The organism is Leucobacter sp. WKLB1 (assembly GCF_059696215.1).
This window is the reverse complement of the sequence record NZ_AP046115.1, coordinates 1,684,157-1,707,922: the sequence shown is the minus strand read 5'-3', so window position 1 is coordinate 1,707,922 and position 23,766 is coordinate 1,684,157. Positions and strand designations below refer to the sequence as shown.

Genomic DNA, 23,766 nt, shown 5'->3' with positions numbered 1-23,766 from the left:
GGAGCAACTCCTCCGCGGCCATCATGGTGTCTCGGCGACGCTCGTCTACATCTCGGGCACGACGCGTACCGCACCCTTGTCGGCCGACTGCGCGAAGGTGGCGTACGCGCGCAGCGCCGGCGACACCTCGCGTTCGCGGGAGCGTGGGCGATAGCCGCCCGCCAGTTCCAGCGCCGCGCGCCGTCGGTCGAGCTCTGTCGCGGGGACGTCGAGCGTGAGCTCGCGCGTCGGGATGTCGATGACGATGCGGTCGCCGTCTTCGACGAGCGCGATCACCCCACCGGCCGCGGCCTCGGGTGAGATGTGTCCGATCGAGAGCCCCGAGGTGCCGCCTGAGAATCGGCCATCGGTGATGAGCGCGCAACTCTTGCCGAGGCCACGGCCCTTCAAGAACGACGTCGGGTACAGCATCTCCTGCATGCCCGGGCCGCCCTTCGGGCCCTCGTACCGGATGACCACGACGTCGCCAGCGCTCACCCGCTTGTTCAAGATCTTCTCGACGGCTTCGTCTTGCGACTCGCACACGACCGCGGTGCCCTCGAAGTGCCAGATGGACTCGTCGACGCCGGCCGTCTTGACCACCGCGCCGTCGACCGCGACGTTGCCCCGGAGCACCGCGAGCCCGCCGTCCGCGGAGTACCCGTGCGCGATATCGCGGATGCAGCCGTGCGCGGCGTCGAGGTCGAGGCTCTGCCAACGTTCTGACTGAGAGAACGCCGTCGAGGAGCGCTTGCCGCCGGGGGCTGCGTGCCACAGGTCGAGCGACTCCTGAGAAGCGGTGCCGCCGCGCACGTCCCACTCGTCGAGCCATTCACCGAGGGTGGCCGCGTGCACCGTGTGCACGGTGTCGTCGAGGTGCCCACCGCGGCGCAGCTCGCCGAGGAGGGCCGGAATGCCGCCGGCGCGGTGCACGTCTTCCATGTAGTAGGTGCGATCGCCAGCGACGTTCGGTGCGACCTTGGCGAGGCACGGCACGCGGCGGGAGACCGCGTCGATCTCGTCGAGTCCGAACGCCACCCCGGCCTCGTGCGCGGCCGCGAGCAGATGCAGGATGGTGTTCGTCGAGCCGCCCATGGCGATGTCGAGCGCCATGGCGTTGCCGAATGCCTCGGGGGTCGCGATGCTGCGGGGGAGCAGCGTGTGGTCGTCGCCCTCGTAGTGGCGCTTCGTGATGTCAACGACGAGCGATCCGGCACGCTCGTAGAGCGCCCGCCGCGCCGTATGGGTCGCGAGCGTGGAGCCGTTGCCGGGCAGCGAGAGCCCGATCGCCTCGGTGAGGCAGTTCATCGAGTTGGCGGTGAACATGCCCGAGCAGGAGCCGCAGGTCGGGCAGGCGGATTCCTCGATGGTCTGCAGGTCCGCGTCCGAGATGTTCTCGTTCACCGCGTCCGAGATCGCGTCGACGAGATCGAGTGTGCGCACCATGCCGTTCGCAAGCACGGCGCGTCCCGATTCCATCGGGCCTCCCGACACGAACACGGTCGGAATGTTCAGCCGGAGGGCAGCGAGCAGCATTCCGGGCGTGATCTTGTCGCAGTTCGAGATGCAGACGAGCGCGTCGGCGCAGTGCGCGTTCACCATGTACTCGACCGAGTCGGCGATGAGGTCGCGCGAGGGCAGCGAGTAGAGCATGCCGCCGTGGCCCATCGCGATGCCGTCGTCGACCGCGATGGTGTTGAATTCGCGCGGTACCCCGCCGGCTTCGGTGATCGCGTCAGAAACAATGCGCCCGACCGGCGCGAGATGCGTGTGCCCGGGCACGAACTCGGTGAAGGAGTTCGCCACGGCGATGATGGGTTTACGGCCGATGTCGGCACCGGGAACGCCGGCGGCGCGCAGCAGTGCGCGCGCCCCCGCCATGTTGCGTCCGTGGGTGACCGTGCGTGAGCGATATGGAGGCATGGTTCACTTCATCACGGGCGCCGTATCGCGCGGAAGTGAGCGTGAATCCTAGTACTGGCAGTACTATCAGGGCATGCCCCGGCCTCGCACTCCACGACGCATGCAGCTGGGCGAGTTTCTGGCTGCTCGCCGACGCCAGCGGGATCGCGCAGGGCTCGGTCTCCCCGCAGCAGCGGGCCGCGGCCGCGCCGGTGCGGCCCGATCGCGGGGGCTCAGCCGTGAGGAGATGGCGACGCTCGCCGGCATGAGTGTGAGTTGGTACACCTGGCTCGAGCAGGGACGCGACATCAACGCGTCGCGCCAGGTCATCGACGCGGTCGCCCGGGTTCTTGCATTGACCGATGCCGAGCGCCAATACGTGCGATCGCTCGTCGATACGGGCGATGTCGCCGGCGACGTGCCCGACCGTGCCGCTCCGGCGCATCTGCAACGACTCATCGATGCACTCGACCACCCGGCGTTCATCGTCGGCACGGACTGGGCGATCTTGGGCTGGAACCACCACTACGAATGGCTCTACGGGCCGATCGCCTCGACTCCGGAGGCCGAGCGCAACCTGCTCTGGCTCATCTACGCCGACCCTCGGCTGCGCGCGCTGCTCCCCGACTGGGAGCGCGACAGTCGGCGCTTCCTCGCCGAGTTCCGGGCCGAGTCGGGGGTGCGACTCGACTCTGACCGGCATCGCGCCCTCATCTCGCGGCTGCACGCGCACAGTGCCGATTTTCGGATGCAGTGGGCCGAGCACGCCGTGGAACGCTTCGCCTCGCGGCAGCGCGCGTTCGTGCACCCCGACGTCGGGCCGGTGCTCTTCGAGCATCATCGTCTGGTCCCCTCGGATGCCACGGAGTTGCACGTCGTGATCTACGTGCCGATTCCCGCGCACACGCCCGCCGACACCGACGGGGCCGTGCGGTTTCCGGTCCCGCACATTGGCAGTGCCGGATCACCCGGCGCTCCTGACCAGGCGCGCCGCGATGTCGGTGGCGCGCGATAGCGTACCCGCATGACACTTTCGCTCAGCGCCCCAGAGGCCCGACGCGTCGCCCTCGCCGCACAGGGCTTCGCCAACACGGCGAAGCTGCGCGTGCGCCGTCCCTTCGACACCGCCCTCGATCGGCTCCACGTGCTGCAGATCGACTCGGTGAACGTGTTCGCCCGGAGCCACCATCTGCCGGTGTTCTCGCGCCACGGTGGATACGACGCCGACGCGCTCGACCGGCATCTCTGGGAGAGCGGGGAGTTCACGGAATACTGGGCGCATGAAGCGGCGTTCATCCCGGTCGGCGACCGTCCGCTGTTCCAGTGGCGCATGGCCGAGCGCCGCGTCCGCGATCAGCGGTCGGGCCGCGCGGACGCCCTCACTCCGGTGCTCGACCGTGTGCGCGCGCACCTCGCCGACGCCGGCCCGTCGCTCGTGCGCGATCTCGACGACGGCCCCCGCGCGAACCGCGGTCCCTGGTGGGATTGGAGCGACACGAAACGCGCGGTCGAGGCACTCTTCTCCTGGGGCGAGGTGGTCACCGCGGGGCGTACCGGGTTTCAACGCAGATATGCACTCGCAGAACAGGTGCTGCCGGCGGCCGGCCTCGACGTTGCGCCCGCGGCGCGCGCGCAACGCACCCTCATCGAGCGAGCCGCGCGGTCTCTCGGCGTCGGTACGCTCGCCGATCTCGCCGACTATCATCGGCTGAAGTCGACGCCGGCGCGCGCGGCCGTCGCCGAACTCGAAGCCGAAGGCGTGCTGTTGCCCGTCATCGTCGACGGCTGGCGCACGCGCTCCGGAGCACCCGAACGCGCTTGGATGCACCGCGACGCAGCGGTGCCGTCGCGCCTCGCACCGAACGCCCTGCTCACGCCGTTCGACCCGGTGGTCTGGTTCCGCCCCCGCGCCGAGCGCATGTTCGACTTCCACTACCGCATCGAGATCTACACGCCGAAAGAGCAGCGCAAGTTCGGGTACTACTGCCTGCCGCTGATGGTCGGCGGCACACTGGCCGGACGCATCGATCTCAAAGCGGATCGCGCCTCCAACACGCTGCTCGTGCAGGCCGCATGGCAAGAGCATCGAGCGCCCGCGCGAACGCCCGAAGTAGCGGCGTCATTGCTGGCGCAGGCGGCGGCGTGGCAGGGGCTCGCAAACGTGCGCGTTTCGGGAATCGGCAACTTGCCGCTGCCCGCGACGATTGCCGTCGGCTGACCGACACCCGGCCCGCGTAACAGCGGCCGATCCGATCTGGCAGCGGTACGACAGTGCCGTGACAGCGCCGGGCATCACACTGATGCCATGAACCAACAACACAGCGAATGGGCCGTCGAGGCCGAGTCCCTGGTCAAGGTGTTTGGAACGCACCGCGCGGTCGACGGAGTCGACCTGCAGGTGCGCACCGGAACCGTGGTCGGCGTGCTCGGCCCGAACGGCGCCGGCAAGACCACCACCCTCAGCATGCTCGCGACGCTCCTGCGTCCGGACGGGGGCTCGGCCCGCGTCTTCGGACACGACGTCGCGCACGAACCCCACATCGTGCGTCAGCTTCTCGGCGTGACCGGGCAATACGCCTCGGTCGATGAGGCGCTGTCGGCAACGGAGAACCTCGTCATCTTTGGTCGGCTGCTGGGCCTGTCGAGCCGTGACGCGCGCGCCAAATCCGAGGAACTGCTCGAGCGCTTCGGCCTCACCGAGGCCGCGCGTCGTCCCCTCAAACATTTCTCGGGCGGCATGCGGCGGCGTCTCGACCTCGCGGCGTCCCTGATCGCCCAGCCACCGCTCATCTTCCTCGACGAACCGACCACGGGTCTGGATCCCCGCACCCGCGGCCAAATGTGGGAGACGATTCGCGAACTCGTCGCCACGGGGTCCACCGTGCTGCTCACCACGCAGTACCTCGATGAGGCCGACCAGCTCGCCGACCGCATCGCCGTCATCGACCACGGCCGCGTCGTCGCGGAGGGCACGGCGGAGGAGCTCAAATCCTCTGTCGGCACGGCATCACTCCACCTGCGAGTCGCAGAGCGGGGTGACCGCACAGAACTCCAGGTGCAGACGACCCTCGACGCGGTGCAGCGCGTACTCGGAGTGCCGGCCGTGCGCTCGCCCGAGGGGTCGCGCCTCACCGCGCCGATGACCGATCCCGATCGCCTCGCCGACCTCCTCATCGAGCTGCGCGCAGCGGACGTCTCGGTCACCGAGATCAGCGTGCAGAAACCCACCCTCGACGAGGTCTTCCTCACCATCACCGGGGCGCCCGACTCCACGGCCTCGTCAGATACCCCGAGCGATACCGATCGCTCCGGCGCAGAAGAGGTTCACGCATGAGCACCATCGCACCCGCACCCGCATCGCTCACGCCAATCGTCCCGGCGCACGCGCGATCACTGCGCCATCGTCCGAGCCTCTCCGAGAGCTTCGCCCACACGCGCACCATGGCGTACCGCGGCCTCATCAAGATCCGGCGCACCCCCGAGCAGCTCATCGACGTGACGATCCAGCCCATCATCTTCACCCTGATGTTCGCGTACATTTTCGGCGGCGCGATCGCTGGCGATGTGCAGACGTACCTGCCGCAGCTGATCCCGGGCATTCTCGTCCAGACCGTCATCACCGGCTCCGTCGTGACCGGCACTCAGCTCCGCGAAGACATGGACAAGGGGGTGTTCGATCGTTTCCGGTCCCTCCCGATCGCGCGCATCGCCCCGCTCTCGGGAGCGCTCCTCGCCGACACCGTGCGGTACGCGATCGCCACGACGATGACGATGCTCATGGGTGTGCTGATGGGGTGGCGCCCGGGCGGCGGGTTCACCAGTGTCGTGCTGGCCGGCCTGCTCGTTATCGCGTGCGCCTGGGCGCTGAGCTGGATCTTCGCACTCTTCGGTGTCGTCGCGCGCACCGCGGCCAGCGTGCAGGGAATCTCGATGCTGATCCTCTTTCCGCTGACCTTCCTGTCGAACGCGTTTGTCCCCGCCGATTCGCTCCCGAATTGGCTGCAGTGGTTCGCCGATATCAATCCGGTGTCGCACCTCGTGACGGCGGTTCGCGACCTGGCGAACTCGGGAACCGTCGGGGTCGATCTGTGGACCTCGCTGCTCGGCGCCGCCGTGGTGGTCGCAATCTTCGCGCCGCTCACCGTCCGGGCCTACATGCGGAAGGCGTAGACGCGGGTCAGCCTCGGGAAGCGCGTGCCGCGAGTGCCTCGAGTGCTCGCGGCACGCGCTTCTCCGCGGCGGCAGCGGCCGCACGCGCGGCGGCGTCGGCGATGCGCGACGCGCCGTCGACCCCCCGAGCTTCGAGCACCTCGATCGCACGAGCCCGGTGCGATTCGAGGCGCAGCGCCGGCTGGTCCTGACGCGCCCCCAGCACACCGGCCCAGGCGAGCGCCTCGATGCCGTGGTCCACCAGCTCGTCATGCTCGATTGCCCACGCGCCCCAGGCGATCAATGCGGTGCCCAGAATGGGGCGATCGATGTATCCCTGCTGCACGCGATGCATGGCGATCACGCGGGTGCGAATTCGGTTCGCCCACGATGCGCGTTCAGCGTTCGTGAGTGTGCCATCGAGGCACGCGGCGGCAAGCATGCCCGACATGGCGACCAGATACCACGGCGATGCGCGCTGCTCCGGGGTTTCGAACGCGAGCATGGCACGGGCGAACCGCCGCGACGACTCCGCGGTGTCGCCTTCGGCGCGCGAGACTTCGGCCAGCCCGAACCAGGAGATTGCTGCGAACTCGTGGCGATCCCGCGACCCTGGATGGGCATCGACGAGCCCCTCGAACAGCGCTCGAGCTTCTCCGGTGCGACCGAGCGACAGCAGAGTCAACCCTCGCAACCAGTTCCGCTCGTCGGCTTCATCCTCCGCATCGAACGCGTGCAGACCTGCCGCCGCGCGATCGAGCCAGGTCAGTGCGTCGCCCGGGCGAGCCGACTGGCTCGCGAGTTGTGCCAGCGTGTTCGCCGCCATCGATTCCAGCCACACTTGGCCAGAGCTCCGCGCATCGCGCCAGGCCTCCCGGGCCGATTCCTCCGCACGGCGATGCTCACCGAGATTCTCATCGAGCATCGCTGCGAACAGTGCACCGGCGAGCATTCCTTCGGGATCGCCGACGGCGCGCAACCGAGCAATTTCTGCGGCGACCCGCTCGAGATCCGGAAACACCGCGATGATCGCGGCCATGCCGCGCAAGACCGAGCGCACCGCGCTCACCCGTCTCATCACCAGGCGGAGCAGCGCGACAAGTCGGGGCAGGCGCACATCTTCGATGCCCGCCAACCAGACGATGCAGGTCAGCTGAGCGAGCACGATCGGCTCGTCTGGGAGCCCATCGAGCTCCGAACGCAGACGCGCGCGCGCCGTCTCAATCACGAGGTCCGCGGCTTCTGCGCACACCACCTGGAGCTCGGTGTGAGCACCGCGCACGATGTCCGTGTGCCCCAGGAGACACACGATCAGCACCGCTGTCTCCGAGTCGTTCTGGCGGATCGCGTGACGCAGAATCGCCACCAGGTTGTCGCGTTCCGCGCGTACCTCGCGGTGCCGCGCCGCGCCGATCGCTCCAGGCACGCCGTACAGCTGCGGGGCGCACCCGCGCACGAAGCCGCGTGCCCACTGCGTGACGGCATGCTCGGCGCGTGCCACCGTTGCCGACTCACGGAGGCGATCCAGGCCGAATTCACGCACGGTTTCGTACATCCGGAACCGCACCGTGCGGGTTCCGACATCGTCGTACGCGGTCAACATCGATTGCTCGACCAGGGAGGTGAGCGCCGCATCCGCGTCTTCGGCGGCGACTCCGCTCAGTTCGAGCACCGCGAGCGCGGTCGCCGTGCTCCACCCGCCGGGCAGCAGCGCGAGCACCGCCAACGCCTCTTGCGACGTCGCATCGAGCAGTTCCCAGCTCCAGTCGATGACCGCGCGCAAGGTCTGGTGGCGCTCGGGTGCGCTGCGATCTCCGCCCTGCAGCAGGGTGAACCGCTGCTGCAGTCGGACTTCGATCTCGGAGATGCTCATCGTTCGCGTGCGCGCCGCCGCGAGTTCGATCGCGAGCGGAAGTCCATCGAGGGCGCGGCACAAACGGGCAATGGTCGCGACGTCTCCGGCGGCACTGGCGCGAATCGAGCGCGCGCGGCGCTCGAAGAGCTGTTCCGCCGAGCCGGTGCCGTCGTCGGCGACCCGCAGCGGGGCCAGCTCGAACACTTGCTCACCCGGGAGTCCGAGCGGCGCCCGACTCGTCGTCAGTACCGAGAGCGTCGGAATCTGGCTGAGCACATCGTCCACCCAGCATGCGACGTCGGCGATGATCTGCTCGCAATTGTCGAGCACGAGCAGTGTGGGGCGTTCAGCGAGTTCTGCGAGCACCAAGGCACGGAGATCCGATCGCACGTCTGAGAGGCGTGCATTGGTGGTCGCTTCGCGCACACCGAGGGCGCTTGCGACGGCGCCGAGGAGATCGGCGCCCGCGCGGACGCTCGCCAAGCGAACCATCACCACCGCTTGTTCAACTCGATGGGCGCCAGCCTGTACGAGGCTCGTCTTGCCGAGCCCGCCGATGCCGAGCACCGTGACCAGGCGGTGACTGTCGAGCAACGACTCCAATGCGGCCAGGTCGGCAGCGCGCCCGACCAATCCGTCTAGCGGCCCCGGCAGCGCACCGCGCGTGCGGTTCGCAGTGTGAGTATCAAGCTGAGACCCATCGACCGCACCCTCCGATGCGCGCAGCGCCTGGAGATGGGCCGACACGACCTCGGGGCCTGGGGAGGCGCCCCAGACTTCGCGAAGCCGCACCTGCAGGTCTGCGAAAACCGCGAGTGCTTCCGCAGTGTCGCCCTGTGCAACGAACGCTCCGATCGCCTCCGCATGCAAATGCTCGTCGAATGGACGTTCTCCGAGCAGGCCTCGGTAGGCGTCAAGAGCGTCTCGCCCGCGACCGGCGTGACGCAGACCGAGTGCGCGCTGCATGCGAATCTCGAGATGCACCGCGGCTGCCTGCTCCGCGAGCAGCAGCCCGACCGGCGCATCGCCCAGATCGGCACCCGGTTCACCGGCCCAGAGCGTGAGCGCCGCATCGAGATTCTGCAGGCGTTCGGGCGTTCGCGCCTCGGGGTCTTCACGATCCTGCGCAACCGCTCGCGCGATGTCCCAATCACTCCTCCCGTACTCGGCAGAGAGCGCGTACCCGACGGCCGTCGTCACGATGACGGGCCCGCAGGCCGCGCGCACGCGTGACACCAGGCTCTGCAGTGCCGCCTTGGGATGGGCCGGAAGCGCATCGCCCCACAGCAGCTCGCCGATCGCGGGAACACTCATGCCGGATGCCGACCCGCTTGCCACCGCGGCCACGAGTGCACGGGGGAGTCGCCCCCCGGGATTGACGCCATCGACGCGAATCTCGCCCAGCACCGTGATGCGTGGCGGCTCGATCGACATGGGAACGAGTGTATCGCCGCGGGCCTCCTTCTCGGCTCGTTCTCGGAGCCGCGCCGACGAATGTCGGCGGCCGCGAGTACGCTCGGAGACATGGAACCCACGCGCAGCGTCCGCCCTTTCGAAGTGGTCAGCGAGTACGAGCCGAGCGGCGATCAGCCGAAGGCGATCGAAGAGCTCGCGCACCGCATCAACGCCGGTGAAACCGACGTGGTGCTGCTCGGAGCCACCGGTACCGGCAAGTCCGCGACGACGGCCTGGTTGATCGAAGCGGTGCAACGCCCGACTCTCGTCCTCGCCCATAACAAGACGCTCGCCGCGCAGCTCGCGAGCGAGTTCCGAAGTCTGCTTCCGAACAACTCGGTCGAGTACTTCGTGAGCTACTACGACTACTACCAGCCCGAGGCTTACGTGCCGCAGACGGACACGTTCATCGAGAAAGACTCCTCCGTGAATGCCGAAGTTGAACGCCTGCGGCATTCGACGACCAACGCATTGTTGAGCAGGCGCGACACCGTGGTCGTCTCCACGGTCTCCTGCATTTACGGACTCGGTAAGCCGGAGGAGTACTACGAGGCGATGGTGCCACTCGCTGTCGGCGATCGGCTCGATCGCGATGTGCTGCTGCGCCGCTTCGTCGACATGCAGTACCAGCGCAACGACATTGAATTCGTTCGCGGCAACTTTCGCGTCCGCGGCGATACGGTCGAGATCATCCCGATGTATGAGGAACTGGCGATTCGCATCGAGTTCTTCGGCGACGAAATCGAAGCGCTGTACTACCTGCATCCGGTGACCGGTGACGTCATCAAACAGGTCGAGACGATCTCAGTGTTTCCCGGCTCTCATTACGTCGCGAGTCGCGAGGTAATGCATCGCGCAATGGGGCAGATCTCTGAAGAACTCGACGCGCGCACCCGAGAGCTCAAACAGCAGAACAAGTTGGTCGAGGAGCAACGATTGCGCATGCGCACCACCTTCGATCTCGAGATGATGGAGCAGATCGGATTCTGCTCGGGTATCGAGAATTATTCGATGCACATGGACGGACGCAGCCCCGGCGAGGCTCCGCACTGCCTGCTCGATTACTTCCCCGACGATTTTCTCGTCGTCATCGATGAGTCGCATGTCACCGTGCCGCAGATCGGTGCGATGTTCGAGGGTGATGCGTCGCGCAAGCGTACGCTCGTCGATCATGGCTTCCGCCTGCCGAGCGCGCTCGACAATCGACCGTTGAAGTTCAGTGAATTCAAAGATCGCGTCGGCCAGACGGTCTATCTCTCGGCCACTCCCGGAAAGTACGAGCTCGAGCGGGCCGATGGCGTCGTCGAGCAGATCATTCGACCGACCGGCCTCATCGATCCGAAGATCGTGGTCAAACCGAGTGAGGGGCAGATCGACGACCTCCTCGAAGAGGTGCGCCTCCGCGCCGAACGCGATGAGCGAGTGCTGGTCACCACGCTCACGAAAAAGATGGCCGAGCAGCTGACCACGTTCATGGAGGAGTCCGGCGTACGCGTGCGCTATCTGCACTCCGATGTCGATACCCTGCGCCGCGTCGAACTCCTCTCTGAGCTTCGCGCCGGTGTGTATGACGTGCTGATCGGCATCAATCTGCTGCGCGAGGGTCTCGACCTCCCCGAGGTCTCTCTGGTCGCCATTCTTGACGCCGACAAAGAAGGGTTCCTGCGCTCGAGCACCTCCTTGATCCAGACGATCGGCCGCGCCGCGCGCAATGTTTCCGGCGAGGTGCACATGTATGCCGATCGCATCACGCGCTCCATGCGCGAGGCCATAGATGAGACCGATCGTCGCCGAGAAATCCAGGTCGCGTACAACGCGGAGCACGGCATCGATCCTCAGCCCCTGCGCAAGAAGATCGGTGACATCACCGAAATGCTGCAGCGCGAGGCGGCAGATACCGAAGACGTGCTCTCTCGCACGGGGGCGCACGCGCAACGCGGTTCGGGAGGATCGTCGCAGCGGAGCAAGGGCAAGGCAGCCGCGCGCGCGGGAGCGATCGCAAGCGAAGGCGCCGGCAAGCTGCAAGAACTGATCGCTGATCTGACCGACCAGATGCTGGTCGCCGCCGAAGAGCTCAAGTTCGAGCTCGCCGCGCGACTCCGCGACGAGGTCTCAGAGCTCAAGCGCGAGCTGCGCAGCATGGATCAGGCAGGCCACCTCTAGGCCGGAATCGGAAGCGGCCGAGATGTACCGGGAATTCGCCGTAGCGGGCATCGGTGTGCTCTGGCGCGCCGATGCCGATGACCCCGGTGATCGCGCGCATGCGTTGCCCGCTGAGCCCGCTCGCCGTATGCTCATCCCCGCGGATGGCTGCACCGATATCGTGCTGCATCGCGATGAGTTGCGCATTGCGGGGCCATCGACGCGCGTCATCCATGCTGACGCGGCGACGCCAGGTTCATCAGCGTCTGTCGGTATTCGCTTCCAGCCGGGAACCGCCAGTGAATTCCTCGCCCACCCGCTCACCGAACTCCGCAATCAATCGACCGTCGCGGACGCGGTCGTCGATTCACGTCTCGCCCGAAGGCTTCGGCTCCGCATGGAGCAGCTGGCTGCGGCTCCCGCTGATTTCGCACCAGACCTCGGAGAGCAGCTATTCCGCGAACTGCGGGAGGTCCGTGCCAGTCGGCGAGGCATGCACACGTTCGACCGCGAGAGCCCCGTCGACTGGCGACAGTGCGTGCGGCGAAGCGCCGAACGAGGCCTCTCGCTCCCGGCAATGCTCTCCGAACTCGACTCCTCAGAACGTCAACTGCACCGCCGTATGGCGTCGGAGTTCGGCTACGGGTACACGGCACTCCGCAAAGTGCAACGGTCGATCAGAGCCCGCACCCTGCTCCGGTCGGGAGCCACACCGTCCGACGTTGCCGCTCGCCTGGATTTCGCAGATCAATCGCATCTCACCCGCGACCTGCGCAGCACCGCGGGAGTCACCCCGTCCGCGATGCACCGGCGAATGGCGCCATCGGCAGAACGCCCGGCGGCGTCACGCTAGGTCGCGTCTGGCAACGCCGCCGCGTAGAGATCGATCGAATTGCCGTCAGGGTCGAGCACCGTCGCATAGCGCTGACCCCATGGGGCATCCCATGGCGCTGTCTCACCGGCATTTGGATGCTCGCGGACGATACGGGAATAGGCCTCGTCTACGGCGCTTGGGGACTCGGCGCTGAACGCGAACGCGATGCGATTATCGCCGGTCGGCAGCGTGAATCCGGGAATAAAGCTTTCGAGTGTCGAGACCGGGTCCCATGCGAGCTTCATGCCATTCGGAAGCACGTGCTTGACATGCGGAGCGTCGTCCTGCCCGTCCGGGATGTTCAGGCCGAGCGAACGGTAGAACGCGAGCGAAGCGCCGAGGTTTGCGGTAACAATGCCGATGAAATCGAATGTGAGCGTCATGGCTTCAGCGTAGGCGGCGCGGAGCCTGACGTATTGAACAATTCGGACACCGACGCATCGGACTCACAGGATCAGGTACCCGTAGCGATCAGCCGCTCGATCAACCACGCCCGAGAACTCATCCCGGTCCAAACGCATGCGCGCGAGCGGATGGCGGGGGAGCGCCGACTGCGCCGGCGCCCACATCGCGACGACGCGCTCGCTCGGGATCACCGAAGACGCAGAGATCACGCCGTCGAGCTGAGGGTAGGCCTGTCGGATCGCGCGTGCCCATCGCCGGCTCTGCGCTCGTTCACCCGATGAGATCGCGGCGTTTCCGCCGGCGACGGAAATCCAGTCACTGTCGCTGACGTCGAGGAGCCGGAGCTCTCGGGTCACCGCAAAGATCGTCACCTCGGGCGCATCTTCGGAGCGTCGGATGATGCGCGTCGATTGAAACACTTCGAGCACGCAGGCGTCGAACGCCGTGATCGCTGGCCGTTCGAGGACCGCGTAGAGCACGCCTTCCCCGGGGTGCTCACCGACCGGTTCGGGGTGCGGGTCGAACCGGGCGTCGAGCGGGCCGTAGCTCCGGAAATCATGCCAGCGAACGGGGTGCGGGCCGGCGGTCTTCGAAATACGAGCGAATGCGGTGCCGGCAGGGAGTGAGCGCACCCAGGTGGGGTCGGCCTCGAGGCCGGGGAAGCGGGACGGATCAACCTCGGGCAATCGTTCACTCATGGGAGTCGATGCAGCGCATCGTCGACCGCAGTGGCCGCGGCTGCCGGATCTCCGCCCTGTGCGAGCCATTCGAAGGGAGCGAGTTCCTCACCATCGACCCGAAGCGATGCTGCCGGTGACGTCAGTACCCGTTCAGCGAGCAGCATTGGGGTGCCCGCCGGGATTGCCCGCGCCACCATACCCCAGCCGTTGACCTCGCGGTCGTGCGGGAACTGGAATCGCGGCAGGTACCAACCGTCGCTGCGACGCTGCGCGAGCAGCGAGCCAGCCGCGCACCGCTGCCGCACCCGGGCCGCAGTCACGCCGAGCATCTCGGCAGCCTCCGCCACCGTCACGCTCTGATCGGCGACTTGGCGATCCCACAGCATTCCGCGCGTCGTCGCTGCAAGCGGGGTCGGCTCACGGAGTTCGGTTTCAGTCACCCCGAAACGAGCCAACGACTGAACTTCGGAGGCGCTCAGCCCTCGTGAGTCTGCGGCTTGATGCGCGAGCACGCCGGCGAGCAATGCCTCGGCGGCGTCCAAGCGCTCGTGATCGATCTGCGTGACGAGAGCATGAACGCGCTCGACGGCGGGATCTGTACGTGCGCGGGTGGAGCGGCGCACGACGGGGGAGAGCTGCGGCAGCGACACGACGCATCCTTTCGTTGTCTTATGTCGATAGTACTCGCGTGCGGCGGAACTCGCCAGAGCCGAGGGGCGAGTCGTCGTACGTATGTTCGAATTCTCGGCAATGACGACGTAGAATGGAGCGGTGACTACGACGCCCACTGCTCCCATCCGCTCCTCATCCGCGCATGCCCAGATCAGCGTGCAAGGGGCGCGCGTCCATAATCTCCAGAACGTCGACCTGGCGATTCCGCGCGACTCGATGGTGGTGTTCACCGGGTTGTCCGGGAGCGGCAAATCGAGCCTGGCTTTCGACACGATCTTTGCCGAGGGGCAGCGTCGTTACGTCGAATCGTTGAGCGCCTATGCCCGACAGTTCCTCGGGCAGGTGGATCGGCCGGACGTCGATTTCATCGAGGGTTTGAGCCCCGCCGTGTCCATCGACCAGAAATCGACCAACCGCAATCCTCGATCGACCGTGGGTACGATCACCGAGATCTACGACTACATGCGTCTGCTCTGGGCCCGTATCGGCGTGCCGCACTGCGCGGTGTGCGGGGAGCGAATCGCCTCACAGACGGTGCAGCAGATCGCCGACCAGTTGATGGAGCTTGACGAGCGCACGCGCTACCAGGTGCTCGCGCCGGTCGTGAGTAAGAAGAAGGGGGAGTTCGTCGACCTCTTCCAAGACCTTGCCGCGAGCGGGTATTCTCGCGCACTCGTCGACGGCGAGATGATCCAGCTTTCCGATCCGCCCCAGCTGAAGAAGCAGGTCAAGCACGACATCTCGGTCGTCGTCGACCGGCTCGTCGCCGGCCCCGAGATCCTCGGCCGCCTCACCGACTCACTCGAAACCGCACTGAGACTTGCTAGCGGCATCGTTGCGATCGAATTCGTCGATCAAGACGCCAATGCCTCTGATCGAGTGCAGCTCTTTTCGGAGCACCTGTCGTGCCCGAATCAGCACCCCGTGCAACTCACCGAAATCGAGCCGCGCACATTCTCGTTCAATGCGCCATTCGGCGCATGCCCGACCTGTTCCGGTCTCGGTACCAGCATGTCGGTCGATGAAGATCTGGTCTTGGGTGACCCCGAGCTCTCCATTGCGGAGGGCGTCATCGTTCCCTGGACCAGCCAGGGCAAGAGCCTGTACCAGTACTACGAGAAGCTGCTCGTCGGCCTGTCCGACGACCTCAATTTCTCACTGAAGACCTCATGGTCAGATCTCGGCGAAGAGGTGCAGCAGGCCGTTCTCTATGGCAACGACTTCAAGGTGAATGTGCGCTGGCGCAACCGGTTCGGGCGCGAAGTGAAGTACTCTTCAGGCTTCGAAGGGGTGATTCCCTTCATCGAACGCCAATACGCGGAGGCGGAGTCCGACACGAAGCGCGATCGCTGGTCTGAGTTCCTGCGCGAAGTGCCGTGCCATGCGTGCCAGGGGCAGCGGCTCAAGCCGGAGGTGCTCGCGGTGACCGTCGACGCGCAGTCCATCGCGAGCGTCGGCGAGTACAGCTTGACCGACGCGAAGCGATTCTTCGACGAGGTCGTGCTTTCCGACCGTGAGGCGAAGATCGCCGCGCAGGTGCTTCGCGAGATCCGTTTGCGCTTCGACTTCCTGATCGAGGTCGGTCTTGGCTACCTCACCCTTGCACGGGCTGCAGGCACCCTCTCCGGCGGCGAAGCGCAGCGTATTCGTCTCGCCACCCAGATCGGCTCCGGTCTCACGGGCGTGCTCTACGTGCTCGATGAGCCGAGCATCGGGCTGCATCAGCGAGACAATCGTCGCCTCATCGAAACCCTGATCAAGTTGCGCGATCTCGGCAATACGCTGATCGTCGTCGAGCACGACGAGGAAACGATCGAGGCTGCAGACTGGATCGTCGACATCGGCCCAGGTGCCGGCGTCGAGGGCGGCACCGTCGTCCATTCAGGCAAGTACGACGAGTTGCTCGAGAACACCGCTTCGATGACGGGTGACTACCTGGCAGGTCGGCGAGGCATCGACACTCCGAAGCGGCGACGCAAGCGCGACCGCAAGCGCGAACTCAAGGTCGTCGGTGCGCGCTCGAACAACCTTCGCAATGTCGATGCCACGTTCCCGCTGGGAGTGATGACCGCGGTGACCGGTGTATCGGGGTCTGGCAAATCGACGCTCGTGAACGACATCCTCTATCGGGTGCTCGCCAACCAGTTGAATGGCGCGCGCCTGGTGCCGGGCAAGCACACTCGGGTGACGGGCCTCGAACACCTCGACAAGGTCGTGCACGTCGACCAGGCTCCGATCGGCCGCACGCCGCGTTCAAACCCCGCGACGTACACCGGTGTCTTCGACAAGATCCGCAATCTCTTCGCGGAGACTCCTGAGGCGAAGACCCGAGGCTATCTGCCCGGTCGTTTCAGCTTCAACGTCAAGGGCGGTCGGTGCGAGGCATGCTCCGGTGATGGCACTCTGAAGATCGAAATGAACTTCCTCCCCGACGTGTACGTCGCGTGCGAGGTCTGCGGCGGGTCGCGGTACAACCGAGAGACGCTGCAGGTGCGATACAAGGGGAAGAACATCTCCGAGATCCTCGAGATGCCCATCGCCGAAGCCGAGCAGTTCTTCGAGCCGATCTCGTCGATCCACAGGTTCATGAAGACACTGGTCGACGTCGGCCTTGGCTATGTGCGCTTGGGTCAAAGCGCGACGACCCTCTCCGGCGGTGAAGCACAACGCGTCAAGCTCGCGACGGAACTGCAGAAGCGGTCGAACGGTCGCAGCATCTACGTGCTCGATGAGCCGACGACGGGGTTGCACTTCGAAGACGTGCGCAAGCTTCTGCTCGTGTTGAACGGCCTGGTCGAGAAGGGCAACACGGTGATCACGATCGAACACAACCTCGATGTCATTCGGAGCGCCGACTGGGTGATCGACCTGGGCCCCGAGGGCGGGTCCGGTGGCGGCATGATCATCGCGGAAGGCACGCCTGAACAGCTCTCGACCGTCGCCGAAAGTCACACTGGCCAGTTCCTCGCCGAGGTCTTGAACGGTCGCGCGAAAGCGTCCGCTTGATCGACACCGACCGCAGAGCCGATTTCCGACCGGCTCAGGGGGAGATCCCGACGTCACCTGGGGTGTATCGCTTCAGCGACCGACACGGTCGCGTGCTTTACATCGGCAAGGCGAAGAACCTGCGTGCGCGGCTCGCGAACTATTTCCAGCCGTTGCACTCGCTCATGCCGCGCACGCGCACCATGCTCTCGCTCGCGGCGAAGCTCGACTGGACCGTGGTCGCGACGGACACTGAGTCCCTTGTGCTCGAGCACACTTGGATCACGGAGTACAAGCCGCCGTTTAACGTTCAGTTCAAGGACGACAAGACCTATCCGTATCTTGCGGTGACCCTGCGAGAGGAGGCGCCCCGCCTCGTCATCACGCGGAATGAGCGCATTCGCGGCGCAAAGTACTTCGGGCCGTATCCGAAGGTATGGGCGCTGCGTGAAACCACAGCTCTCCTGCAGCAGGCGTTTCCGATTCGCACCTGCAACGACAGCGACTACCATCGCGCGATGTCGACGGGCCGTCCGTGCCTTGCCGGCCAGATCGGGCGCTGCAGCGGTCCGTGCTCGCAGCTCGTCACCCTCGATGAGCACCGGGAACGAGTGAATGATCTGGTCTCGTTCTTGAACGGGGGAGACACGCGTCACCTGAAAGAATTGCAAGTCGCCATGCGCTCAGCCGCACTCGAACAGCGCTATGAAGACGCTGCTCGACTGCGCGATCAAGCCCAGGCGGTCGAGCACGTCATGGAGAAGAACGCGGTGGTACTGGCACTCGACGTGAACCTCGATGTGTTCGGACTGCGCTCGGATGAACTGGCCGCAGCCGCCCACCAGTTCATCATTCGCGGCGGCAGAATTCGCGGCGAACGCAGTTGGATCGTGGATGTTGAGCTCGACGATTCCCCCGAAACTCTGCTCGAACAAGTACTCCAATCCGCATACGAAGGCGAGCGCGAACCGCCGCCTCAGGTCCTGGTACCGCGGCTTCCCGCCAATGTTTCCGATGTGGAAGTGGCGCTCGCTGCACGACGCCCACGCAAGGGAAAGGTGCAGATCCGCGTCCCGGAGCGCGGCGACAAAGTGCAATTGATGGACCGGGCGGTGCTCAACGCCGGCGAGCATCTGATCCGGCACAAGTTAAAGCGTGCCGCAGATCTGACCGCGCGTACCGATGCGCTTGCCGAGTTGCAGCGCTCGCTCGACATGGACGAGCCGCCGCTGCGTATCGAGTGCATCGATGTGTCACACTTGCAGGGAACGGGTGTCGTGGCGTCTCTGGTGGTGTTCGAGGACGGACTGCCCGCCAAAGGCGCGTACCGCAAGTACCGGATCGAGCAGACCACCGACGACACCGATTCGATCCATCAGGTGGTCTCGCGCCGCGCCGCGCAATTGAACGCCGCGCGCGAGTCTGGCGAGGCTCCCAGCGGCATCTACCGAGACCGGCCGCAACTCCTCATCGTCGATGGTGGAGAACCGCAAGTTCGCGCGGCGGCGCGCGCGCTCGCGGAAGCCGGAATCACTGATGTGGCTCTCTGTGGCATCGCCAAGCGCCTCGAAGAGATCTGGCTGCCGAACGACCCGTTCCCGGTGATCCTTCCGCGGACGAGCGAGGCACTCTTCCTCGTGCAGCGGGTTCGCGACGAAGCACACCGCTTCGCGATCACCTTCCAACGGCAGCGACGCAGCACATCGATCTCGAGTCGGCTCTCCGAGATTCCTGGTCTCGGGCCCAAGCGTGTACAGGCGCTCCTCAAGCACTTTGGGTCGGTGACCCGTCTGCGTGCCGCCTCACTCGCCGAGCTCGCGGCAGCGCCGGGCGTCGGCGAGAAATTGGGTGAGCAGATTCTCGCCCACCTGCAAACGGATCCCCAGCCGGGCGCTAAGCTAGAGGCCGCACCGGACGCGATGCAAGGAGAGGAGCACGGCGCATGAACGACGCGGCAACTCGACAGGAAATCCTCATCGTCACCGGGATGTCCGGCGCAGGTCGCAGCACCGTCGCGAACACCCTTGAAGATCTGGGCTGGTACGTCGTCGATAACCTTCCCCTGCCGATGTTGAAGACACTCGCCGACATGGCCGATCGTTCCGGGGGAGCACTCCCGCGCATCGTCGCGGTCGTCGACGTTCGCGGGCGCGATCTGTTCGAAGACATTCAGGCCACCGTCTCCGAGCTCCGCGATAACGCGACCGTTCGCGTCGTGTTTCTCGACGCAACGGATGACATCCTGGTACGTCGATACGAATCCGTTCGCCGACCGCACCCGCTCCAGGGCGATGAGCGAAGCCTTGCCGAGGGTATCGGCTTGGAGCGCGAGCGCCTCCAAGAGCTTCGGGCGTCTAGCGATGTCGTCATCGACACTTCGCGCTACAACGTGCACGAACTCTCGACGGCGACTCGCGAGCTGTTCTCCGATGACAACACTCCCGGCCTGCAACTCTCCGTATCGAGTTTCGGCTTTAAATACGGCGCGCCGACCGATGTCGACCTGATGGTCGATATGCGTTTTCTTCCGAATCCGTTCTGGGAGCCCGAACTCCGCGCCCTGACCGGAGTCGACCCAGAAGTGAAAGACTATGTGCTCAGTCGCGAAGGTGCGACGGAGTTTCTGGACCACTACGTCGCAGCTCTTGCTCCTGTGCTCGCTGGCTTCCAGCGAGAGAACAAACGACATGCTTCGCTCGCGGTAGGATGCACCGGCGGCAAACACCGCTCCGTTGCGACTGCGCGAGAACTCGCGGACCGGCTCGCCGGGCTTCCGGGCGTCAGTGTGAATCTGCGCCATCGCGACCTCGGTCGCGAGTAGTCGACCCTGCACCGTCGACTGATCTACCGAACCACCCCTTCCCGAAAGGACCCCATTCGTGCTGTCTACCACCGAGGTCAAAAGTGAACTCGTGCGATTCCCGGTGCAGCGCACCGGCGAACGCGTCGCCGAGGTCGCCACGATCCTCCGTCTTGCAGGCGGGCTGCACACGATTTCCGGCCGAATCGCTCTTGAGGCCGAGCTGCACACTCCGCAGATCGTCCAGCGTGTGCGTAAGGATTTGGCCGAGTTGTACGGCATCCGCTCAGAAGCGAAGCAGTTGCCCCCGTCGAGCACCCGTCCGGGTGCGCCACAGTTCCTCGTCCGCGTACTCGATGGCGAAACCCTCGCGCGTCAGCTCGGACTCCTCGACCAGCGTCGTCGCCAGATCCGCGGTCTTCCGAATCGTTTGACCACGGGCGCTCAGCCCGAGCTCGCCGCGATCTGGCGCGGTGCGTTCCTCGCCCGCGGCGGACTCACAGCGCCTGGCCGATCCGCAAACCTGGAGATTGTCTGCCCGAGCAACGAGGTCGCCATGGCGTTGGTCGGTGCCGCGGGGCGCATTGGCGTCGATGCGAAGAGCCGTGAGATTCGCGGGCAGCACAAGGTCTTGATCCGCGACAGCGAAGCCATCAGCCAGATGCTCGGGCTCATGGGCGCTGAAGATGCCCGGACGAGCTGGGATGAGCTGCGTCGCGCGCGCGAGACTCGTGCGACGGCGAATCGTCTCGTGAACTTTGACGACGCGAATCTGCGTCGCTCCGCCCAGGCTTCGGTGGCGGCTTGCGCACGCGTGGAACGCGCGCTCGAGATTCTCGGCGACGGGGTACCTGAACACCTGCGGTACGCGGGGGAACTGCGCCTCACTCACCGTGAGGCGAGTCTCGATGATCTCGGCGCGCGCGCCGAGCCGGTGTTGACAAAGGACGCTGTAGCCGGTCGCATTCGACGCCTCCTCGCCATGGCTGACAAGGAGGCCGAGTCGCGCGGCATCCCGGGTACCGAGGCAAGCCTCCCCGAGGAGCTTGACGCAATTTAGCGCAAGGCGAACATCCCGGCAATCCCCGGTGTCACTCGGCGCCATCCTCTCCACGAGGGTGGCGCCGAGCCATAGACTGAAGTTGATCGACTGTCCCCGAGAGATTGGATCGCCACATGGCTGCCTACTCACTTCCTGAACTTCCCTATGATTACGCTGCCCTTGAGCCGCACATCAGCGGCAAGATCATGCAGTTGCACCACGACAAGCACCACCAGGCATACGTGACCGGAGCGAATACCGCTCTCGATCAGCTTGCTGAGGCCCGCGAGACCGGCAACCTTGCTGCCGTGAACAAGCTCGAAAAGGACCTGGCGTTCAACGTCGGCGGTCACGTCAACCACACGATCTTCTGGAACAACCTGTCGCCCGAGGGCGGCGGAAAGCCTGAGGGCGAGCTCGCGGCTGCGATCGACGAGTACTTCGGCGACTTCGAGAAGTTCCAGGCCCACTTCACCGCCACCGCACTCGGTGTACAGGGTTCGGGCTGGGCAGTGCTCGCCTGGGACGCGCTCGGACAGCGTCCGAACATCGTGCAGCTCTTCGACCAGCAGGGCAACCTTCCTGCAGGCACCATTCCGCTGCTGCAGCTGGATGTCTGGGAGCACGCGTACTACCTGGATTACCTCAACGTGCGCGCGGACTACGTGAAGGCCTTCTGGAACATCGCCAACTGGCAGGACGTCGCGCGTCGCTTTGAGGCAGCGCGCACGCAGACGCCTGGCCTGATCTAACTCACCGGTCAAGGAGCCCCCACACCCTATGCGCACCATCGACACTCTGGGATCCTTGCGCGGAAAGACGGTTGTCGTCCGCGTCGATCTCAATGTTCCGCTCAGCGACGGCGTCATCACCGATGACGGCCGCATTCGCGCGTCGCTCACGACGATCCGCGAGCTGAAAGATGCGGGCGCCAAGCTCGTACTGATCAGCCATCTGGGCCGCCCGAAGGGCGAGCCCGACCCGCAGTACTCACTGCGGCCGGTGGCGGAACGCATGGCCGAACTCTTGGGGGCTCCGGTCGAGTTCGTTCCGGAGACGATCGGAGATGCAGCCTCTGCGGCGATCTCCGGTCTCTCCGAGGGCGACATCGTGCTGCTCGAGAATCTCCGATTCAATACTGCGGAGACCAGCAAGAACCCTGATGAGCGGCTCGCCTTCGCTCAGCGACTCGCCACTGGCGCCGATGCGTTCGTCTCCGACGGTTTCGGAGTCGTGCACCGTCAGCAAGCGAGTGTCTTCGAGCTCGCGCAGATTCTCCCGAGCGCTGCCGGACGCTTGGTCGCGGCCGAACTCAAGGTGCTGCAGCGTTTGACGGTCGATCCGGCTCGTCCGTATACGGTCGTGCTCGGCGGGTCGAAAGTCTCCGACAAACTGGGCGTCATCTCGCACCTAATCGAACGCGTTGACACGCTCCTCATCGGTGGCGGTATGGTCTTCACCTTCCTCAAGGCACAGGGTCATTCGGTTGCCTCGAGCCTCCTCGAGGAAGATCAACTCGACACCGTTCGCGGGTACCTCGCGGATGCGGAACGCCGTGGCGTGCAGATCGTGCTCCCGACCGACATCGTGGTCGCGGAGAAGTTCGGCGCCGATGCCGCGTTCGAAACCGTGCCTGCTGACGCGATCGAATCGTCCAGCTTCGGTGCGTCCGGTCTCGGTCTCGATATCGGCCCTCAGTCAGCCGCAGCATTTGCCCAGATCATCGCCGAATCGAAGACGGTCTTCTGGAACGGGCCCATGGGCGTGTTCGAGATCGACGCATTTGCGGCAGGAACACGCACGGTCGCCCAAGCGTTGACCGACACCAACGGTTTCACGGTCGTCGGCGGGGGCGACTCAGCCGCTGCAGTTCGCGCACTGGGCTTCAGCGACGATCAATTTGGTCATATCTCCACCGGCGGCGGTGCGAGTCTCGAATATTTGGAGGGCAAGACTCTCCCCGGCTTGGAGGTACTCGCATGAGCGACACCGCACCCGATCAGTCCACCGTGCCGTCCGTGCGCGAGCCGCTCCCGCCGACCGAGCGCACGCCGCTCATCGCCGGCAACTGGAAGATGAATCTCGATCATCTGCAGGCGATCGCGCTGGTGCAGAAGCTCTCGTGGGGGCTGCAAGACGTGCGCCACGACTACAGTGACGCCGAAGTCGTCGTCTTCCCGCCCTTCACCGATCTCCGCTCGGTGCAGACTCTGCTCGCGGCCGACAAGCTCTCCCTGGGTCTCGGGGCCCAGGATCTCTCGCCCCATGCATCCGGCGCCTACACCGGAGACATCTCTGCTGCGATGCTCTCGAAGCTCGACGTCGCGTATGCGCTCGTCGGGCATTCTGAGCGACGCGATGGCCACGGCGAAAGCGATGAGGTCGTAGGCAACAAGGCTCGTGCCGCACACGAGGCCGGCATCGTTCCGGTGATCTGCGTGGGGGAGACCGCCGAAGATCTCGAACGTCACGGAGCCGCGGCGATCCCGGTCGCGCAGCTCACCGCTGCGCTCGCGCTTCTCCCGAGTGACGCCGAGTTCGTCGTCGCATACGAGCCGGTCTGGGCGATCGGAAGCGGGCAGGCGGCAACGCCCGAGCAGGCCGAAGAAGTGGCTCGCGCGCTGCGCGAGCATCTCCGTGACATTCGCGATGACTCGCGAGCGGCATCGACGCGCATTCTGTACGGCGGATCTGTCTCCAGCCAGAACATCGCGGGGTTCCTCGCCCAGCCGAATGTCGATGGCGCGCTCATCGGAGGCGCCAGCTTGAAGGTCGATGAATTCACGCGAATCATCCAGTTCAAGAAGCACATCACGGCCGGCTGAA

The 23,766-nt window shown here is 65.6% G+C and carries 18 protein-coding genes; 13 read left to right on the top strand and 5 right to left on the bottom strand.

The window, feature by feature from the left end; genetic code table 11:
• Positions 1 to 45: 45 nt before the first annotated feature.
• Positions 46 to 1,902: a dihydroxy-acid dehydratase gene (gene ilvD, locus ACZF5Y_RS07725; protein WP_497535207.1), complete on the bottom strand. Its 1,857-nt coding sequence runs from the start codon at positions 1,900 to 1,902 to the stop codon at positions 46 to 48.
• Between the two features lie 73 nt (positions 1,903 to 1,975).
• Between ilvD and ACZF5Y_RS07720 the strand changes: the two genes are divergently transcribed.
• From ACZF5Y_RS07720 to ACZF5Y_RS07705, 4 genes are all read left to right on the top strand, one after another.
• Positions 1,976 to 2,896, top strand: coding sequence for a helix-turn-helix transcriptional regulator (locus ACZF5Y_RS07720; protein WP_497535206.1), 921 nt, complete (start codon positions 1,976 to 1,978; stop codon positions 2,894 to 2,896).
• Positions 2,897 to 2,905: 9 nt separating this feature from the next.
• Positions 2,906 to 4,099 carry a winged helix-turn-helix domain-containing protein gene (locus tag ACZF5Y_RS07715; protein ID WP_497535205.1) on the top strand — a complete coding sequence of 398 codons (1,194 nt, stop codon included), beginning with the start codon at positions 2,906 to 2,908 and terminating at the stop codon, positions 4,097 to 4,099.
• A gap of 87 nt (positions 4,100 to 4,186) precedes the next feature.
• Complete coding sequence (locus ACZF5Y_RS07710) at positions 4,187 to 5,215, top strand: ATP-binding cassette domain-containing protein (protein ID WP_497535204.1); 1,029 nt, start codon at positions 4,187 to 4,189, stop codon at positions 5,213 to 5,215.
• Positions 5,212 to 6,051, top strand: a complete 840-nt coding sequence (locus ACZF5Y_RS07705) for an ABC transporter permease (RefSeq protein WP_497535203.1) — start codon at positions 5,212 to 5,214, stop codon at positions 6,049 to 6,051. Before ACZF5Y_RS07710 ends, ACZF5Y_RS07705 begins: the two co-directional genes overlap by 4 nt.
• A gap of 7 nt (positions 6,052 to 6,058) precedes the next feature.
• On the opposite strand, the gene ACZF5Y_RS07700 is transcribed toward ACZF5Y_RS07705, so the two are convergent.
• A complete protein-coding gene (locus ACZF5Y_RS07700; RefSeq protein WP_497535202.1) occupies positions 6,059 to 9,319 on the bottom strand; it encodes an ATP-binding protein in 3,261 nt (1,086 codons plus the stop codon).
• Positions 9,320 to 9,409: 90 nt separating this feature from the next.
• On the opposite strand from ACZF5Y_RS07700, the gene uvrB reads away from it, so the two are divergent.
• Both uvrB and ACZF5Y_RS07690 read left to right on the top strand, forming a co-directional pair.
• Positions 9,410 to 11,503 carry an excinuclease ABC subunit UvrB gene (uvrB, locus tag ACZF5Y_RS07695; protein WP_497535201.1) on the top strand — a complete coding sequence of 698 codons (2,094 nt, stop codon included), beginning with the start codon at positions 9,410 to 9,412 and terminating at the stop codon, positions 11,501 to 11,503.
• 22 nt (positions 11,504 to 11,525) lie between these two features.
• On the top strand, positions 11,526 to 12,335 hold the full coding sequence (locus ACZF5Y_RS07690) for a helix-turn-helix transcriptional regulator (protein ID WP_497535200.1): 810 nt from the start codon (positions 11,526 to 11,528) through the stop codon (positions 12,333 to 12,335).
• Here the strand turns inward: ACZF5Y_RS07690 and ACZF5Y_RS07685 are convergent.
• The 3 genes from ACZF5Y_RS07685 to ACZF5Y_RS07675 form a co-directional block, all read right to left on the bottom strand.
• A complete protein-coding gene (locus ACZF5Y_RS07685; RefSeq protein WP_497535199.1) occupies positions 12,332 to 12,739 on the bottom strand; it encodes a VOC family protein in 408 nt (135 codons plus the stop codon). The genes ACZF5Y_RS07690 and ACZF5Y_RS07685 overlap by 4 nt on opposite strands.
• 63 nt (positions 12,740 to 12,802) lie before the next feature.
• Entirely contained in the window at positions 12,803 to 13,459 is a 657-nt protein-coding gene (locus ACZF5Y_RS07680) for an RES family NAD+ phosphorylase (RefSeq protein ID WP_497535198.1), read from the bottom strand.
• Complete coding sequence (locus tag ACZF5Y_RS07675) at positions 13,456 to 14,091, bottom strand: helix-turn-helix domain-containing protein (RefSeq protein WP_497535196.1); 636 nt, start codon at positions 14,089 to 14,091, stop codon at positions 13,456 to 13,458. The genes ACZF5Y_RS07680 and ACZF5Y_RS07675 overlap by 4 nt, the downstream gene beginning before the upstream one ends.
• Before the next feature lie 121 nt (positions 14,092 to 14,212).
• On the opposite strand from ACZF5Y_RS07675, the gene uvrA reads away from it, so the two are divergent.
• The 7 genes from uvrA to tpiA all read left to right on the top strand — a co-directional run bounded on the left by uvrA (position 14,213) and on the right by tpiA (position 23,765).
• Positions 14,213 to 17,119 (top strand): excinuclease ABC subunit UvrA, encoded by a 2,907-nt coding sequence (uvrA, locus tag ACZF5Y_RS07670; protein ID WP_497535195.1) that lies wholly within the window; start codon positions 14,213 to 14,215, stop codon positions 17,117 to 17,119.
• Positions 17,116 to 19,044, top strand: coding sequence for an excinuclease ABC subunit UvrC (gene uvrC, locus ACZF5Y_RS07665; protein ID WP_497535193.1), 1,929 nt, complete (start codon positions 17,116 to 17,118; stop codon positions 19,042 to 19,044). The genes uvrA and uvrC overlap by 4 nt, the downstream gene beginning before the upstream one ends.
• Positions 19,041 to 19,919 carry an RNase adapter RapZ gene (rapZ, locus tag ACZF5Y_RS07660; RefSeq protein ID WP_497535192.1) on the top strand — a complete coding sequence of 293 codons (879 nt, stop codon included), beginning with the start codon at positions 19,041 to 19,043 and terminating at the stop codon, positions 19,917 to 19,919. Before uvrC ends, rapZ begins: the two co-directional genes overlap by 4 nt.
• Positions 19,920 to 19,977: 58 nt before the next feature.
• Entirely contained in the window at positions 19,978 to 20,958 is a 981-nt protein-coding gene (gene whiA, locus ACZF5Y_RS07655) for a DNA-binding protein WhiA (RefSeq protein WP_497535191.1), read from the top strand.
• 116 nt (positions 20,959 to 21,074) lie between these two features.
• Positions 21,075 to 21,692: a superoxide dismutase gene (locus ACZF5Y_RS07650; RefSeq protein WP_053385871.1), complete on the top strand. Its 618-nt coding sequence runs from the start codon at positions 21,075 to 21,077 to the stop codon at positions 21,690 to 21,692.
• Positions 21,693 to 21,720: 28 nt separating this feature from the next.
• On the top strand, positions 21,721 to 22,923 hold the full coding sequence (locus ACZF5Y_RS07645) for a phosphoglycerate kinase (RefSeq protein ID WP_497535190.1): 1,203 nt from the start codon (positions 21,721 to 21,723) through the stop codon (positions 22,921 to 22,923).
• Positions 22,920 to 23,765, top strand: a complete 846-nt coding sequence (tpiA, locus tag ACZF5Y_RS07640; RefSeq protein WP_497535189.1) for a triose-phosphate isomerase — start codon at positions 22,920 to 22,922, stop codon at positions 23,763 to 23,765. Before ACZF5Y_RS07645 ends, tpiA begins: the two co-directional genes overlap by 4 nt.
• Position 23,766 lies beyond the last annotated feature (1 nt).